Source organism: Hyalangium sp., from assembly GCF_035629615.1.
In the GTDB taxonomy this organism is placed as follows: domain Bacteria; phylum Myxococcota; class Myxococcia; order Myxococcales; family Myxococcaceae; genus Hyalangium.
Genome location: NZ_DASPHO010000025.1, coordinates 1 through 14,741, shown reverse-complemented (window position 1 = coordinate 14,741; position 14,741 = coordinate 1). Strand labels below are relative to the sequence as shown.

At 67.5% G+C, this 14,741-nt stretch carries 16 protein-coding genes; 13 read left to right on the top strand and 3 right to left on the bottom strand.

Annotation, left to right across the window (positions count from 1 at the left end):
- The 3 genes from VD972_RS01110 to VD972_RS01100 form a co-directional block, all read left to right on the top strand.
- A partial coding sequence (locus tag VD972_RS01110; protein ID WP_324979420.1) for an amino acid--tRNA ligase-related protein occupies positions 1 to 586 on the top strand: 586 nt, incomplete at its 5' end.
- A 24-nt stretch (positions 587 to 610) separates the two neighbouring features.
- Complete coding sequence (locus VD972_RS01105; RefSeq protein ID WP_324979417.1) at positions 611 to 1,372, top strand: hypothetical protein; 762 nt, start codon at positions 611 to 613, stop codon at positions 1,370 to 1,372.
- Between the two features lie 46 nt (positions 1,373 to 1,418).
- On the top strand, positions 1,419 to 2,198 hold the full coding sequence (locus VD972_RS01100; RefSeq protein ID WP_324979413.1) for a hypothetical protein: 780 nt from the start codon (positions 1,419 to 1,421) through the stop codon (positions 2,196 to 2,198).
- A gap of 117 nt (positions 2,199 to 2,315) precedes the next feature.
- Here VD972_RS01100 and VD972_RS01095 read toward each other — a convergent pair whose 3' ends face one another.
- Entirely contained in the window at positions 2,316 to 3,716 is a 1,401-nt protein-coding gene (locus VD972_RS01095) for a PLP-dependent aminotransferase family protein (protein WP_324979410.1), read from the bottom strand.
- Positions 3,717 to 3,838: 122 nt separating this feature from the next.
- Between VD972_RS01095 and VD972_RS01090 the strand changes: the two genes are divergently transcribed.
- Positions 3,839 to 4,726, top strand: coding sequence for a PhzF family phenazine biosynthesis protein (locus tag VD972_RS01090; RefSeq protein ID WP_324979407.1), 888 nt, complete (start codon positions 3,839 to 3,841; stop codon positions 4,724 to 4,726).
- Between the two features lie 14 nt (positions 4,727 to 4,740).
- Here VD972_RS01090 and VD972_RS01085 read toward each other — a convergent pair whose 3' ends face one another.
- Complete coding sequence (locus VD972_RS01085) at positions 4,741 to 5,592, bottom strand: hypothetical protein (protein ID WP_324979405.1); 852 nt, start codon at positions 5,590 to 5,592, stop codon at positions 4,741 to 4,743.
- Positions 5,593 to 5,846: 254 nt separating this feature from the next.
- Here VD972_RS01085 and VD972_RS01080 point away from each other — a divergent pair, with 254 nt between their 5' ends.
- The 8 genes from VD972_RS01080 to VD972_RS01045 all read left to right on the top strand — a co-directional run bounded on the left by VD972_RS01080 (position 5,847) and on the right by VD972_RS01045 (position 13,518).
- On the top strand, positions 5,847 to 6,671 hold the full coding sequence (locus VD972_RS01080; protein WP_324979402.1) for a TadE family protein: 825 nt from the start codon (positions 5,847 to 5,849) through the stop codon (positions 6,669 to 6,671).
- A gap of 38 nt (positions 6,672 to 6,709) precedes the next feature.
- On the top strand, positions 6,710 to 8,320 hold the full coding sequence (locus tag VD972_RS01075) for a pilus assembly protein TadG-related protein (RefSeq protein ID WP_324979398.1): 1,611 nt from the start codon (positions 6,710 to 6,712) through the stop codon (positions 8,318 to 8,320).
- An 8-nt stretch (positions 8,321 to 8,328) separates the two neighbouring features.
- Complete coding sequence (locus VD972_RS01070) at positions 8,329 to 9,633, top strand: hypothetical protein (protein ID WP_324979396.1); 1,305 nt, start codon at positions 8,329 to 8,331, stop codon at positions 9,631 to 9,633.
- Complete coding sequence (locus VD972_RS01065) at positions 9,624 to 10,538, top strand: hypothetical protein (protein WP_324979392.1); 915 nt, start codon at positions 9,624 to 9,626, stop codon at positions 10,536 to 10,538. The genes VD972_RS01070 and VD972_RS01065 overlap by 10 nt, the downstream gene beginning before the upstream one ends.
- Before the next feature lie 13 nt (positions 10,539 to 10,551).
- Positions 10,552 to 10,944: a hypothetical protein gene (locus VD972_RS01060; RefSeq protein WP_324979389.1), complete on the top strand. Its 393-nt coding sequence runs from the start codon at positions 10,552 to 10,554 to the stop codon at positions 10,942 to 10,944.
- Complete coding sequence (locus VD972_RS01055; protein WP_324979386.1) at positions 10,934 to 11,131, top strand: hypothetical protein; 198 nt, start codon at positions 10,934 to 10,936, stop codon at positions 11,129 to 11,131. The genes VD972_RS01060 and VD972_RS01055 overlap by 11 nt, the downstream gene beginning before the upstream one ends.
- Positions 11,132 to 11,224: 93 nt before the next feature.
- On the top strand, positions 11,225 to 12,235 hold the full coding sequence (locus VD972_RS01050) for a hypothetical protein (protein WP_324979383.1): 1,011 nt from the start codon (positions 11,225 to 11,227) through the stop codon (positions 12,233 to 12,235).
- 41 nt (positions 12,236 to 12,276) lie between these two features.
- Complete coding sequence (locus VD972_RS01045; RefSeq protein WP_324979380.1) at positions 12,277 to 13,518, top strand: O-antigen ligase family protein; 1,242 nt, start codon at positions 12,277 to 12,279, stop codon at positions 13,516 to 13,518.
- Here VD972_RS01045 and VD972_RS01040 read toward each other — a convergent pair.
- Positions 13,460 to 14,329: a carboxypeptidase-like regulatory domain-containing protein gene (locus tag VD972_RS01040; RefSeq protein WP_324979378.1), complete on the bottom strand. Its 870-nt coding sequence runs from the start codon at positions 14,327 to 14,329 to the stop codon at positions 13,460 to 13,462. The genes VD972_RS01045 and VD972_RS01040 overlap by 59 nt on opposite strands.
- A gap of 191 nt (positions 14,330 to 14,520) precedes the next feature.
- On the opposite strand from VD972_RS01040, the gene VD972_RS01035 reads away from it, so the two are divergent.
- On the top strand, positions 14,521 to 14,741 hold a 221-nt coding region (locus tag VD972_RS01035; protein ID WP_324979376.1), incomplete at its 3' end, for an acylglycerol kinase family protein.

The window sequence follows — 14,741 nt, the reverse complement described above, 5'->3', positions numbered from 1 at the left end:
GCACACGATCATGGCGAACCTGCGCGTGCACCTGGCGAAGAAGCTGGGGCTCATCCCGGAGTACGGGTCGGGCGGCGTGTGGCGCTTCCTCTGGGTCGTGAACCCGCCTCTCTTCGAGTACGACGAGGATTCGAAGACCTGGGCCGCGGCGCACCACGCGTTCACCCGTCCTCACGACGAGGACGTCGCGCATCTCCAGTCGGATCCCGGCCGCGTGAAGTGCCACCGCTACGACGTGGTGCTCAACGGCTTCGAGATCGGCGGCGGCTCCATCCGCCTGCATGATCCGAAGGTCCAGTCCGAGGTCTTCAAGGCGCTGGGCATCAGCGACGAGGACGCGCGCGCGAAGTTCGGCTTCCTGCTGGACGCGCTCAAGTTCGGCGCGCCGCCGCACGGTGGCATCGCCGTGGGCATGGACCGCCTGGCCATGCTGCTGACGGGCGCCGAGTCCCTGCGCGACGTGATCCCCTTCCCGAAGACGAAGACGGGCACGGACCAGATGACGGGCGCGCCGGGTGACGTGGACGAGCGGCAGCTCAAGGAGATCCACGTCCGCGCCGTGGCGCCGCCGTCGCAGCAGAAGTAGCCGCCTCATCCCGCTGAGGAGCCCATGGCCGAGGACACGAACGACGCCGCGCGCCAGCAGGTCGCGGCGAAGGTGCTGGAGACTGCTGACCAGCTGGCGAGGCTCCTCAAGGGAGAGAAGGTTCCGGAGGCGGACCTCACGCCTACTCCGGACGCTCTGCTCTTCATCGCGCGTGATGAGCAGAATCGCGCCGAGGCCGCCATCTTCGAGGAGCTCGTCGATCTCGTGCTCCCCGAGCTCAAGCTGATGGCGAGGCCGGTGCGGAACATGTACGCCACCCGTGAGGGCGATCCGCATGGGGACATGGCCACGATCTTGGCCTTCCTCGGTTCACAGCCGGTCCGGCACCAGCAGGCCGAGTGGCTCGATGTTCCGGGGGAGCGGCTGGATGGGCTGGGCCTCCACGTCGGCGTCCCCAAGGACGTGAAGGAGGGGGAGACCGGGGTACTCCTCGATCGGGATCTGTGGCTGTTGACGGACGGGCGGCTGGTGGAGGTGTGCTGCGTCGGACGGTGGCGCATCGTCTCCAAGCGGCTGCACCTGCAGCGCTCGATCATCACCACGCGGGTGATCGAGGGGCACGAGGCGGTGAACGTGTTCCCGCTGGACGGAGTGCTCATCAACCTCCGGGGATACCTCCACCGCGACGATGCGCTCATGCGGCTGGAGCCCGGCTCCAACCTTGCCGAGCGCCGGGAGCGGTTCGACGCCCTCCTGACGGAGTACACGCGGCTGATGAAGACCCGGACCGAGGGGTTGCGTCGCGCGGGAGACAGTCCGGCCTGAGCGAGGGTGTCGCCACCGGCAAGGCCCCCGAGTTAGGCTCCCGCCCGTGTCCAGTGACGATCAGAAGACTTCCGAGGAGAAGGACGCCGAGCGCGAGGCCGTCGCGCAGCGGGTAGAGCAGACCTCCAATGCGCTGGAGAGCCTCTTGAAGGAGGTGGGCGCCCTCAGCGAGGGATACGACCCTGGGGCGTTCGATCCCACAACGGTGCTCTACGACAAGCACGAGGCGCGCCTGCAGGCGGAGGCCGCGATCCTGGAGGAGGCCTGTGACATCGTGCTCCCCGAGATCAAGCTCGTGGCGAAGCCAATCCGCGCTGCCTTCTCGGAGCCGAGTGAGAACCTGGCCGAGCTCGAGACGCTGTGCGGCTCGCTCGCGGCCCGGCACCGCCAGGCCGATTGGCTCGATGTCCCAGCGTTCCACCTGGATGGGTCGACCAACTTCCTCGGTGCCTTCACCGACGCCCAGGATGGGGACACCGGCGTGCACACGAGCAAGGCCTACTACCTGCTGGTGGATGGCCGCCTCATCGAGGTGCATGCGCTCGGGACATGGGCCGTCATCGGCAACGAGCTGCGTGACGTCCGGCGCACGATTGTCTCCTCGCGCGAGATGACGCCGAAGGAAGTGGTGGGGGAGATCCACTTGACGGATCTCTTCATGAAGCTCCGCCTCTCGCTGCACCTGAGCTTGAAGGGCCTCGAGGGACAGCATGTCCCCGACCTCAGGGAGCGCCGCGCACGCTTCGACGAGATCCTGACGCAGTACACGACGCTCGTGCAGCGGCTTGCCGAGGGCTTGCGCCGCGTCGGCGACAGTCCCGGCTGAACCGGGTGGGCCGGACGCAGCCCGAGGGGCAGCTGTTCGGAAATGTCGGGACTTTTTGCGCCCAAAACCCCCGACATTTCCGAACAGGTGGCTGCCGGGCGGGCTCGACTCGCTTCCTCAGACGATGGTGCTCAGAGGGGCTGGCCCGCCCGCGAGCGTGTCTCGCAGGCGGAGGAGCCCCTTGCGCAGCTGTGCCTGTGTGCGTGGCGCGCCCAGGCAGACCCGCACGGCTCCCGGTGCCACCGCAGGCCCCACCGCGAACACCTCGGACGCCGTCACGGAGACGCCGTTCCGCCGGGCCTGGGCGCTGAAGGCCTCACTTCGCCAGTGCCCCGGCAGCTCCATCCACAGGTGGTAGGCCGGCCCCCGCGCGCTCCGGACCACCGCCTCGCCGAGCACCTCGCGCGCCAGCTCCAGCCGCTCCAGCGCCTCCTGGCGCCGGTGCGCCACGATCTTGTCCGCGGTGCCCTCGCGGATCCACTGCGTGCAGATCTCCGCCGTCAGGGGCGGCGTCATCCGCGCTGCCAGGCCCGCGTTCTCCTCCAGCCGCTCCATGCCTCGGCGTGGCACCGCGAGGTAGCTGAGCCGCAGCCCGGGCGCGAGCAGCTTGGAGATCCCCGCGATGAAGTAGCCAGACTCCGGCACGAGCGCGCACAAGGGTGGGGGACGCTCCTCCAGCAAGAGGCCGTGGACATCGTCCTCGAGGACCGTCAGGCCCTGCGCCCGCACGATCGCGGCGATGCGCTCGCGCCGCTCCAGTGACATCACCGCGCCCGTGGGGTTCTGCAGGTTGGGCACGCAGTAGAGGACCTTCGCGCCGCCGCGGCAGGCCGCCTCCAGCGCCTCCGGCAGGAGGCCCTGCGCGTCCATGGCCACCCCCTGGATCCGCAGGTGCTGCTGGCTCGCCAGCGTCTTCAGCCCTGGGTAGGTGAGGGCCTCCGTGAGGAGGGTGTCTCCGGGCCTCGTGAGGGCCTTGATCACCACCTCCATCGCGTGCTGCCCGCCCGAGCACACCACCACCTGATCCGCCGGGACCGTGATCCCGAAGCGCGAGATCCACTCCGCCCCCGCCTCCCGGTGCGAGAAGAGTCCCGCGTGCGGCTGGTACGCCAGCAGCTCCGGGAGCTCCGCCGAGCGCTGAAGCACCTCCAGCGTCCGGCGCAGTGCCTCGGCAGCGGGATCCCCCTCCGGCGTCGGGGGCCAGTTCATCCCCAGCTCGATGAGCGTGTCATCCCCCGGCACCCGGGGCGCGGAGGGCAGGAGGCGCGGCGCCTCGAGGTGCCGCACGTACGTCCCCCGGCCCACCTCTCCGCCAATGAGCCCTCGGCGCTCGGCCTCGGTGTACGCCCGCGTCACCGTGCCCACCGTCACACCGACCCGCTCGGCCAGCTCGCGGTGCGTCGGCAGCCGGGTGCCAGGAGCCAGCCGGCCCGCTTCAATGTCTGCAGCCAGCGCGTCCGCGATGGCCCGATAGAGCGGACCGCTTCGTCCCTGGAGCTCCGGAACCCAACTTGTCATGGTGACAATTAATACAATTGACGCCAGATTGTGCGCAATGCATTTATTGTCCCGGTCCAATCCCTGGATTGTATGGGGACAATCCGGACAGCCCCAGGGCTTGTCCGGGCAAGGAGCACATCATGCTGGTCTCGATCGTTGACGCCTTCACTCGGATCCCTGGAGCTGGCAACCGCGCGGGCGTAGTGGTGGACGCCTCGGGCCTGGACACGGGGGCGATGCAGCGGATTGCCGCGGCGGTGGCTGCTTCCGAGACGGCGTTCGTCCTCTCCCGCCCGGGGGACACCGCGGTGAAGCTGCGCTACTTCACCCCTACCGACGAGATCGACTTCTGCGGCCATGCCACGGTGGCCTCGTTCCACCTGTTGAGCGAGCGGGGCCTGCTGGGACGGGGAGGGCACTTCCGGCTGGACTGCGCCGCCGGGACGTATGACGTGGAGCTGGAGCCCGTGGACTCGCGCCACAGCCGCGTGTGGATTGTCACCCCCCAGTACCCGTGGCGCGAGAGCCCGCTGCCCATCGAGGCGGTGATGCCGCTGCTGGGCGGGACGATGGAGATGGTGGATCGCTCTCTGCCGGTGCTCGCCAATGGCCACAAGCTCTTCGTGCCCATGCTGCGCCGCGATGACGTGTGGGCGCTGTCGCCCAGGGCCGAGTCCCTGGTGGCGGCCGCACGGCCCCATGGCATCCGAGGCGTGTTCGCCTTCACCCGCGAGACAAAGGACGCCAGCAGCGTGACGCACGCGCGCTTCTTCGCGCCGGGTTTTGGCGTGCCGGAGGACCCTGTCACCGGCTCTGCTCACGGGCCGCTGGCGGCCTACCTGGTGAACCATGGGGTGCTGAAGCTGCCCGAGGCGGGCGGCCAGGTGCGCGTCCGCGCCGAGCAGGGGGATGCCATGGGCAAGCCCGGCCGAGTGGAGCTCGAGGTGAAGGGCCGCCCGGGCGTGCTCGAGCGGGCTCGCATCGGCGGTGCCGCCGTCACCGTCATCGAGGGTGAGCTGCGCGTCTGATCCAGCTCCGGTTCCTACTTGGGGGGCACCGGCGCGGCAGGGGGGCGGGGCGGCAACACGCCATAAGGGAGCGGCTGCCCGAGATCCAGCTCCTGCCCACACCGGAAGACGAGATCGCTGGTGTTCGTGTGGATCCGCTCCAGGCGCTGACGTGCTTGTGGGGCAATGGGCGACTTGGGGAACGTCCTCAGGAACGCCTCGAAGCCGGCATCCACGATCTGGCGGGCGCTGCAGGCGCAGGTGGCGGTCAGCAGGGTGTGTTCCAGCGCTTGGAGCTCCTCATTCACGGTCTCCCCATAGGCCCTGGGATGGCTTGCCTTGAACTGGGTCCAGCCGCGGTAGAGCGTGATGAACTCCCGGCTGCCCATGTGGTAGCAGGCCGTCACATCGGTGATCGTGTCCACGTAGATGCGCGAGGTCGCGCCGTTGAACGTCTCGTGGAGCAGCTCGAAGAAGCGGCGGTCCACCGCGTCTCCGCGCTGCGTTGACAGATCGAGGAAGAAGCGCGAGTCCACGATGACATAGAGGGCCTTGGACGTGCCCACATAGAAGCCCGGCAGCGTGCGCACGAACCGCTTCTTCGGAATCTTCCCCGCCGCGATCGCCGCGTCCCACTCGAGGACCGCGTCGAGCTGCTCGCGGGCAGCAGCCCTCGCCAGGGCGAAGATGCCCTGCATCGAGCCCCCTTTTCCCTTCGAGAACTTCTCCAGGCCTTCCAGATATGCTTCCCGCGCGGGGAGCTCCACTTTCTGCTGTCCAGGCTTCTTCTCCTGGGGCTTCTCCTCGGCCTGGCTCCCAGCCAGCGCGGGGGTCAGCGCGACAAGCAAGCAACTCCAGATCCACAGGCCCGGTCTGTTCTGTCCCACCGCCACGGCGCAAGCCTCCTCGGCTCGTCCGGGGAGCCAGTCCCGCGGACACCCCTCCCTTGATCCGCCGCATCAATGTACCAGCGTACCAGCCATGCACGTCTGGCGCGCAGGCGAGCCCGCGCCGCCGAGTGCAATGTAAGCGTCTGGCGCACCTGCCAGGGGAATGCCGCATTCCGGCAAGTTGACCGATGGTAGGTGGGAGACACAACCGGCAGTCTCATACCATGGCTTCTTTCTTCCTACGCGGACCGATGATCCAACGCGAACGGGAATCAGGCCAGGTCGCTGTCGAGGCGGCACTGGTGATGCCGCTGTTCGTCTTCCTCATCCTGGGCATCATGCAGATGGGGCTGATCGCCCAGGCGCGAGTGATGGCCAAGTACGCAGCCTACCGGGCTGCGCGCGTGGGGGCCATGAACAACGCGGATCCGGAGGCCATCGAGGCCGCGGCCATCCTCCACCTGCTCCCGGTGCTCGTCAGCAGCTCCGAGACCATCTTGCCCACCGGCTCGGCCACCGAGGTGGTCTCGAAGTTCGTCCGGCACACCTCAGGCGACAACGATCTCCCTGGCGGGGTCAAGCAGGTGAAGACGGTGATCTGCGGCCCGTTAAGTGGAGAGCTGGACGGCTCAAGCTCTCCGTCCATTGATGCGGCGGATCAGAGGTCGCGCGATGGAGAGGGCAGCAGCAACGAGGTGGACTTCGACGATCCGTCCAACCAGGCCCCCCCCGTGAACTTCACCAGCGGTGGAGACAGCCTGCGCAGGTTCAACCGGACGCGCCTGGTGGTGCAGATCCAGTTCCTGTACCGGATGCCCATCCCCTTCGCCAACTGGGTCATCGTCAAGTCGTACCTGGGCACGAAGATCCCCTCGGTGTTGATGATGCCCGGCAAGGGCGTCACGGAGCGCGACAAGACGAGCCAGGTCCGCGACGTGATCGCGGCGGACGGTGCGGGCGTCGCCGTGCTGCCCATCAACGTCAGCTACGCCATGCGCATGCAGAGCAACTTCTTCCTCAGCCGGTTCGCGCTGCCCTCCTCCAACGAGTGCATCAGCTACGGCCATCCAGACTAGCCGTGCCCCGAGAGATGATTTCCAATGAGGTCCGATCCATGAACTTCACCCTGGCCCTTCGCCGCGCCACTGTTCCCGGGCGGTCACGCGGGCAGATGATCATCCTGGCGGCTGTTTCGCTGCTGGTCCTGGCGCTTGTCGTGCTCATCACCTTCAACGTGACGGTGGCGGTGCAGCAGCGCATCAAGCTGCAGAACTACGCGGATACCAAGGCGTTCTCCATGGCCGTCGCCGAGGCCCGGACGCTCAACTATCTGGCGTACACCAACCGCGCCATCGCCTCCTCCTACGTCGGCATGGCCAACGTGCACGCGTACATGTCCGAGGCGGCCATGCTGGCCGACCTGAAGCTGGCCAGCTTCATGATCATGGAAGAGATCGTGGGGCAGGAGATCGAGAAGTGCGAGTGCTGCCTGGGGATGCCCTGCTGCTTCAATCACTGCATTGACGCTGCCTTCGCGGAGGTCAACGCCATCGGGCTCTTCATCGACTGGATCTCCGGCGACGTGAAGGGCAGCCTGAGCGCGATCGACGGGCCCGCCGCGGACACGGTGTCGGCGCTGGACACGCACATCCAGAACATCCGCCAGTCACAGGTGGACTCCAAGGCCGCCGTGGAGACGATGCTGGGCAACGGCACCTTCGGGGCTCTCAAGCAGAACAACATGCAACTGGCCGCATCCGTCACCTCGGATGAGGACGCTGTCAAGGCGGCCAACATGGATCAGTGGAGAGGAGCCTTCGACGATCGGGATGACATCAAGAAGCAGATCATGTCCGAGGTGGCGAACGCCTCACGCCATCACTTTGCCTGGAACCGCTATGGCGGCATCACGTCTCCCGTCACGCCCCCGACCATGGACCTGTTCCCAGATCTGAGCGAGCGGGTGAAGTCCAGCACCATCTGGATTGGGGAGGAGGGCGACTGGACGATCTCTCAGATCCCAGAGGCCATGGTCACCGCGGGCGGGCGCACCGGCTTCCGCGACAGCGGCTTTACCATGGGCCTGACGGGGGATGTGGACACGGGGGCCAACGCGCAGGTGGTGACCTCGTTCGACTGGGGCACCCTCCGAGGCGAGTGGATGCACGGCAACGGCTCCCTCCCGCTGCCGCTGACGGCCATGCTGTTCCCGGGCCGGATCACCACCGGTCAGTCCAACGAGCACAGCGGAGGCTTCACCGGCGACATCTTCAACAACCCGCACAGCGGCGACCACACCGTGGAGATGGACATGTCCCGCTTCGAGGAGTTCCGGATCAGCACCAGCTTCCCGTTCAACCAGCCCAGCGTGTTTGCGGCGGTGAGTACAGATACGCGCGTCAACGAGTACGGCCAGCGCGGACCCTGGGAGGTGGCCAAGGATGGGTCGGGCACGGTCACCGTCAAGAACGTGGGCCCGCAGGATGCCAAGATCTCGCTGGCCAACAACACCCGCTCCAGGGCCATCTCCAAGGCCATGGTGTACTACCACCGCATCGGTGACTGGTCGGACTACCCCAACATGTTCAACCCCTTCTGGCGCGCCAAGCTCCATCCCCTCAGCGAGGACGAGATGAACACCGTCCTGGGAGGGCTGGATGGCAATGCGGTCCAGGTTGTCAATGGGGCCAGCGGCGTCAGCAGCGGCGCCGTCAACGTCAAGTGAGGAGAGCCATGAACCCAGCGCTCAAGCCTGCTTCCCGTAGGACCGCCTTCCGGCGCGCCCGTGGCAGCGCCATGGTGGAGTTCGTCCTGCTCAACATCGTCCTCATCCCGCTGTTCCTCTACGCCATCTTCCTGATGGACGCGGCGTACCTGAAGCTGGATCTCCAGGAGACGGTCGTCTCGGGCCTGTGGGACTTCTCCCAGCTCAACACCGAGGCGCCCTCGTGGGGGGGGATTGGGGATCTGTCCGCGCCCCAGAACCGTGACAAGAACAACCTGAACGAGCTTCAGTCGGCCATGCGCGCCGTGCGCGTCGTCTACGCGGACCACACCTCCGCGTTCGATGATGGCGCGGAGCCCGGGAGGGACGGGTATGGAGAGCAATCCTACCTGACGGGCAACGGCGCTGGCGGCGAGCACGACAAGCACCACACCGGCTTCGGGGCCCACTATTCGTTCCGCTTCAAGAACGGGCCCGACACCCAGTTCCTCTGCAGCATCTCCAGCGACATGAGCTGGAACCCCGATCCGAACATGAGGTCCTTCGCCAGCTCCGGCTACAATGCGGGCGGCGAGGTGAGGTGCGAGGCTACCGGCTTCATCTACAACTACATCATCCCGGAGACCTTCCTGCAGGAGTTCTCGAAGGTCAAGGTCACCCAGATGAAGAGGCGCGAGAACACGACGGCCGACGGAGTGCACGAGTGGCAGGGCGAAGGCGGCAACGCGAGCAACATCGTCGCCCTTGAGCGGGGAGGCATCAGCTTCAACACCTGGGCGCTGCGCAACGGGGCAAAGAACAGCCACAACGATACCCAGGACGAGGACTCGAACACCCAGCTGGCTCCTACCTATGACGGCGCACTGTCCGACGCGGATGTGCGCGTGCCCGGGAGCATGGTCCCGCTGATCCAGACGCAGGGGAGTGCGGAGGCCAACCCGTTCTTCCGGCGCGTCCAGTACATCTACGCGAGGAACGGGACGGCTTTGGGCTCCTATGCCGACGTGAAGAGCTCCGCGGAGGACCTCGCCGACGAGGGGGACGGCGAGAAGATCCTGAAGGTGACGAACACCAACCTGGGAACGCGGACCAACGACAAGTTGCCCAACATCATCGGTGTGCACCTCACGGCGCGCTACAAGCCGGCGGAGCCAGGCCAGACGCAGAGTACTCCTGGGCTCGGCACGTTCTTCGGTAAGAAATACCTGGGTACCCCTTACGAGGGCCCCAATGACGACTACAAGGCGGCTGCCGATGCCCGAGGCGCCTTCTACCTCGGGTGCCAGAGCCAGGAGACACCGGATTGCTTCTGAGGTCCTTCTCTATCGCCGCGGTCCTTCTGGCCGCGGCCCCTGGTTTCGCTGAGGAGGCCTCCGCCACCTCTGCGACTGCGGCTTCCCAGCTCTCCGCCCAGGAGGCCTCGGCTGCGGCCCAGTCCTCGGGCGCGCAGGGAGGTACCTGTACGGCCTGCACCTCCGGAGGCGGCGACACCTGCTCGGTGTCCCAGGCGGAGACGATCCCGGACGAGGAGTGGAAGGAGTTCATTCGCAAGAAGCTCGCCGAGAGCCAGGTGGCGAAGCCTGAGCCGGTGGATCCGGATCCCTTTTCCTTCAGCGTCTACCGTGGCCGGCGCCCGGAGCCGATGGGCACGCAGACGATCATCAACGGGGGAAAGATGGAGATCGCCACGCTCATCGTGCCGGATCCTCCGGACGTGGTGGTGCAGGCGTACTACGAGGTCTTCTCGCGCATGGGGTTTCGCCCGCTGGTGGGCAACGTTCCCCACTCGCCGGGGGTGCGCTACCTCAGCTTCCGGCCCACGGGCAGCAAGAAGCTCAAGACGGTGACGCTGGTGCCCAGCAAGTCGGGCACCGTCATCCTGGCCTCCGTTGGAAACCCGGAGGAGCTGCTGGTGAAGAAGCCGGAGCTGCCGGGAGGGTTGCCGGTGCCACCCAACGCGCAGGCTGCCGCCACCATCCAGCAGATGGAGTCAGGCACCTCGTCGCAGAGCTCCTCCTTCGTGGTGCGGGCCTCCACGCCGGAGGAGGTGCGCGAGTTCTACCGCCGCGAGCTGGCTCGGCTCGGCTACGGCCCCGTGGCACACAGCGCCCAGCAGGACTCAGAGAGCTTCGAGAAGGCCGGCGTGATCCTGACGCTCTCGGCCAAGCCTGAAAAGAACTCGAACAACGTCGTCGTGAGCCTCATCTGGCTCCAGTAGAGGAGACACCCCCGTGAACGCCCTTCGAATCATCGCCCTGAGTGTACTCCTGGCTGCCGGAGGCTCACTGGCCGAGGACAAGAATCAGAAGAGGCCGCCCAAGCCTGATCTCCCCAAGCCCGTGATGACCGCGGCCCAGAAGCCGGAGACCTGCTCCGACCAGTGCAAGCTGATGGAGACGGCGATGGTGGAGCCGTGCAAGAAGGGCGCGGGCAAGAGCAAGTCGGCCCAGAAGTCATGTGAGAAGCGGGCCCAGAAGATGGTGGATGTCTGCTACGGGAGCTGCGCGGAGAAGGGCCGCATCGACAAGCAGTACATGCTGGAGCGCATCAAGCCGCCAGCGGGCTACAAGGTCCCTCAGGAGGGCGCGCACGGGAGTGGCCAGGAGGGTGGCGATGATCACTGAGCTCCGAGCCTTGGCGCGACGGGCCCGGCGGGTGCGCGGCCAGGCCATGGTCGAGTACTCCGCGGTGATGTTCGCCCTGGCGACCGCCGGTGGCGTGGGCATCATCATGGTGCTGCCCATGATGATGAACGGCCTGGACCGCTACCTTCAGGGCATCTATTTCATGCTCAACCTCGCCATCCCGTGACAGGATGGCCGCGGTGCCGCGGCTCGAGAGCCGCAGGCGCCCCGGGGGCTCCAGGCCGGTAGGGGCCTCCCTGCCTTGAGGAGTCCCGCTCACATGAATCGCTCTCGTTTTCTCGCCGCCGTGCTGGTCCTGGGAGGGCTGCTGGGCGCCGCCGAGGTGCGCTCGGCTTCCAGCAGCCATCAGCGCCGCCTGGAGGACTTCCAGAAGAAGGCCCAGAAGGAGCGCCAGGTGCTGGGGCTCGCCAAGGAGGCCCTCTTCGCGAAGTACCCCACGCCGGAGCTGGCCCTGGTGTCCGCCTCGGGCGGCTCCGGAGAGGGCAAGCAGCTGCCCCCGGTGCCCGTGGGCACCGAGACGACCCTCACCGTCACCGGCCGCTTCACCCCAGGCTCCCTGGCACACGTGACGTGTGCGGGCGCGGAGGTGCTCTCGGAGAAGGTGACGGAGAGCAGCCTGGAGGCTCGGGTGCGGGTGACGACGACGGCACTGGCCGGGCCGTGCGCACTGCGAGTCTACTCACCCGTGAGCCTGGCGACGGCGGCTCGGGAGGCCTTCCGGGTGGTGGGCAGCTACCAGTGGGAGCTGGCGCTCGCCAACGGAATGAAGGCGCGCATGCGCACCTCGACGGATCAGAACCACCCGGAGTTCACCGGCACCTCCGAGTGGTTCGGCAAGGATGGCAAGTCCCTGGGGACCCGGCCGGTGAAGCTGGAGCGGACGACGGAGGGCTACCGGGTGCTCGTGGAGCGCACGGCTGAGGAGGCCGCCGCATCCAACAAGGCCCTGAGCGAGGGCCACAAGCAGGCCTCCAGCGCGGACACCCAGAAGCAGGTGCATGAGATCCAGATGAAGATCCAGCAGGAGTGCATGGCGCAGCCGCCGGACAAGATGCGCCCCTGCATCCAGAAGTACAAGGCGCAGCTCAGCGCCCTGTCCCAGAAGAATCAGGCCAAGGCCCAGGAGGCCCAGGGGAAGGCCGCGGCCGCCACCGTGGGCTGCGAAGTCCTGTCGCTCGAGGTCAGCGGAGGGAAGGTGACGGGCCGGGGCTCCACCTGTGGCGCACCGGGCGATGTGAACGTGACGGGAACCGTCACCGCCGCGAAGTAGCCGTTACCGCCGCCGAGGTTCTGCCGGGAGAGAAGTGCTTCATGTCTGGAGCGCTGGCGGATCGACTCTCGGGGTGGCTCGTCCCCGTGATGATCGTCGCGGGGACACTCGCCGTCGCGCCTGGAGGGGCAACTCCTTTCTCTGGCGTGAAGACGGGTGTCCTGGTTGCTGCCTCCGTCGCGCTGGTGCTCCGGGCCGTCCTCTGCCCGTCGTCCACGCCGGCTCCCGCGGTGCCGCGGGTCCTCGCCGGGCTGTGGATCGGCACGCTGGCGCTCGCCGCCTTGCTGGGCCCCGCGGCCCGCCCGGGAGGGATGTGGCTGGAGGCGGCCGGGGGGCTCGTGCTCCTCGGGCTGCTTCAGGCTCCGCCGGAGCCGGTCCGCGTCCTGCGTGCCATGGCTGGGGCCGGTACCGGGCTCGCGGGGGTGGCTGTGCTCCAGGCCCTTGGGTGGGATCCCTTTGGCTGGATGGGGTGGAGGGGCGACCACCCTGGCGAGCGCATGCACATCTACGGGACGCTGGGAAACCCGGACTTCGTGGCCGCGTATCTGGGCGCCAGCCTCTGTGTCACCGTGGGAGAGGCCGTCTGCGCTGCGAGACTGTTGACCCGCCGGGCCTGGATCGCCGCTGTGGTGCTTCAGCTCTGCGCGATCGCCGCGGTCCGCTCCTGGGGCTCATTGCTCGCCCTGGGAGCCGCGGCCCTGAGCCTCCTGTGGACTCGCAGGCTCCCAGCTCGCGCGGAGCTTGGTGGGCCAAAGGGCCGCTGGTGGGGAATCGCGCTGGGTGCGGCGCTCGTGGCGGCGGTCCTGCTGGTCAGCGTGTGGGGGCGTTCCCCTGGTACCGCGCTCGCTGGCCGGCTCTATCTCTGGAGTGTCGCCGCCCCGCACGTGCTGGACGCGCCCGTGTTGGGGCATGGTCCGGGGAGCTTCGAGACGCTGTGGCCTTCGTGGGAGGCGGAGTACTGGGCCCGGGGGGCCTCCGCCGAGCAGGAGCGCTTCGCTGCTCCACAGGATCATGCCCACAACGACTTCCTCGAGTGGCTCCTGGAACTGGGGCTCGTGGGTGCCGTGCCCAGGCTCCTGCTCCTGCTGGCGGCGCTGCGTGCGGGGCGTCAGGCGGCGGATGCGCGTGGCCGTGCTGCCCTTGCCGCGCTGGTGGCCCTGGCCGCACGCGCCCTCGTGGACTTTCCCCTCCAGCGCCCCGCGGAGCTCTGTCTCTTCGCTGTCCTCACCGCGCTCGTGGTCTCACCTCGAGCGTCACCTCCTGCGGCGCAGCAGTCACCTTGAGCTTCCGGACGGGCCCTCCTTCGACTCGCAGCTCGACCTTGCCTGGATCCGCGTCGAGCGTGCACTCCCCATCCGTCGGCTCATGGGTCAGCGTCACGGTTCCCGCGCTGCAGTAGCTGAGCAGCTCGTCACCCCGGTACGCCGAGATGCGGTACAGGTCCTCGACCGGCTTCTTCGTCTTTGTGTCGAGGAGCTTCACCTTCACCAGCGTCCGCCGCTCGCGCAGCACCACCTTCGCCAGCTCGCCGGCCGGAACGACGATCGGCTTGAAGCCGATCTTTCGGAAGCGGAACGTCTCGGGCGGTGACCTGGGGTGGAGCTTGATCTGGAAACGGCCAGCGTCGTCCGTGCGCGCGTGCGGATCGATGCGCACCTGCGCCAGCGGTGCTCCCTGCTCATCCACCACCTGCCCCTCGTAGAAGATCCAGTGGATGCGCTTCAGAGTCACCCCGATCTCCTTGCCCGAGATGACCAGCTGTGGCTCGCCAGGCCCCTCGAAGTCCTCGGGGGCTTGGCTCACCGACACGTCGGTCGGCGTGAAGGGCAGCTCTGCCCGGAAGCGGCCATCCGGCCCGGTCCAGACAGTCTCCTGGGGGTGGTAGGTGCCGCAGCCGTTCGGGTCGACGTAGCCGCTGAACCGCGTGGTGTCGACGAGCGACAGCCCCACATCCTTTATCCCCGTGCCTGCTTCGTCCACCACGCGGCCCTCCACGACTGAGGGGACCGGGGGACGGAAGGGACCCGTCTCTTTGACCTGGGTGTTGGTCCCCAGCGTGGCGATCAAGGTGAGTGGCAACAGGAGCGAATACATGGGGAGATTGTAGGTGATCACGAGAAGTAGAGGCCGAGCCCTCTTCACGTTGAGTGCGCCCGGCATGGCACGAACAGGGTATTGTAGCGCCCCGGTTTCGGGGCCCTCGCGCCACGAGATGGAGGTGCGGAGTGGTGCGAGGCCTCGCCAGCGCGTAAACAGGCGTCATCAGGCAGGAGGAGAGGGGCTGAATGAAGACGTTCCTCGTGGTCAACCCGCGCAGCGCCGGTGGTCAGACGGGGAAGCGCTGGGCGGAGCTGTCCGCCAAGGTGGGCCGGGCGCTCGGCGAGTTCGGGCATGAGTTCACCGCAGGCGCGATGGACGCGGCGCGCATCGCCCGGAAGGCGATCCAGGACGGCTACGAGTGCATCGTCGCGGTGGGCGGAGACGGCACCATCAACGAGGTGGTGAA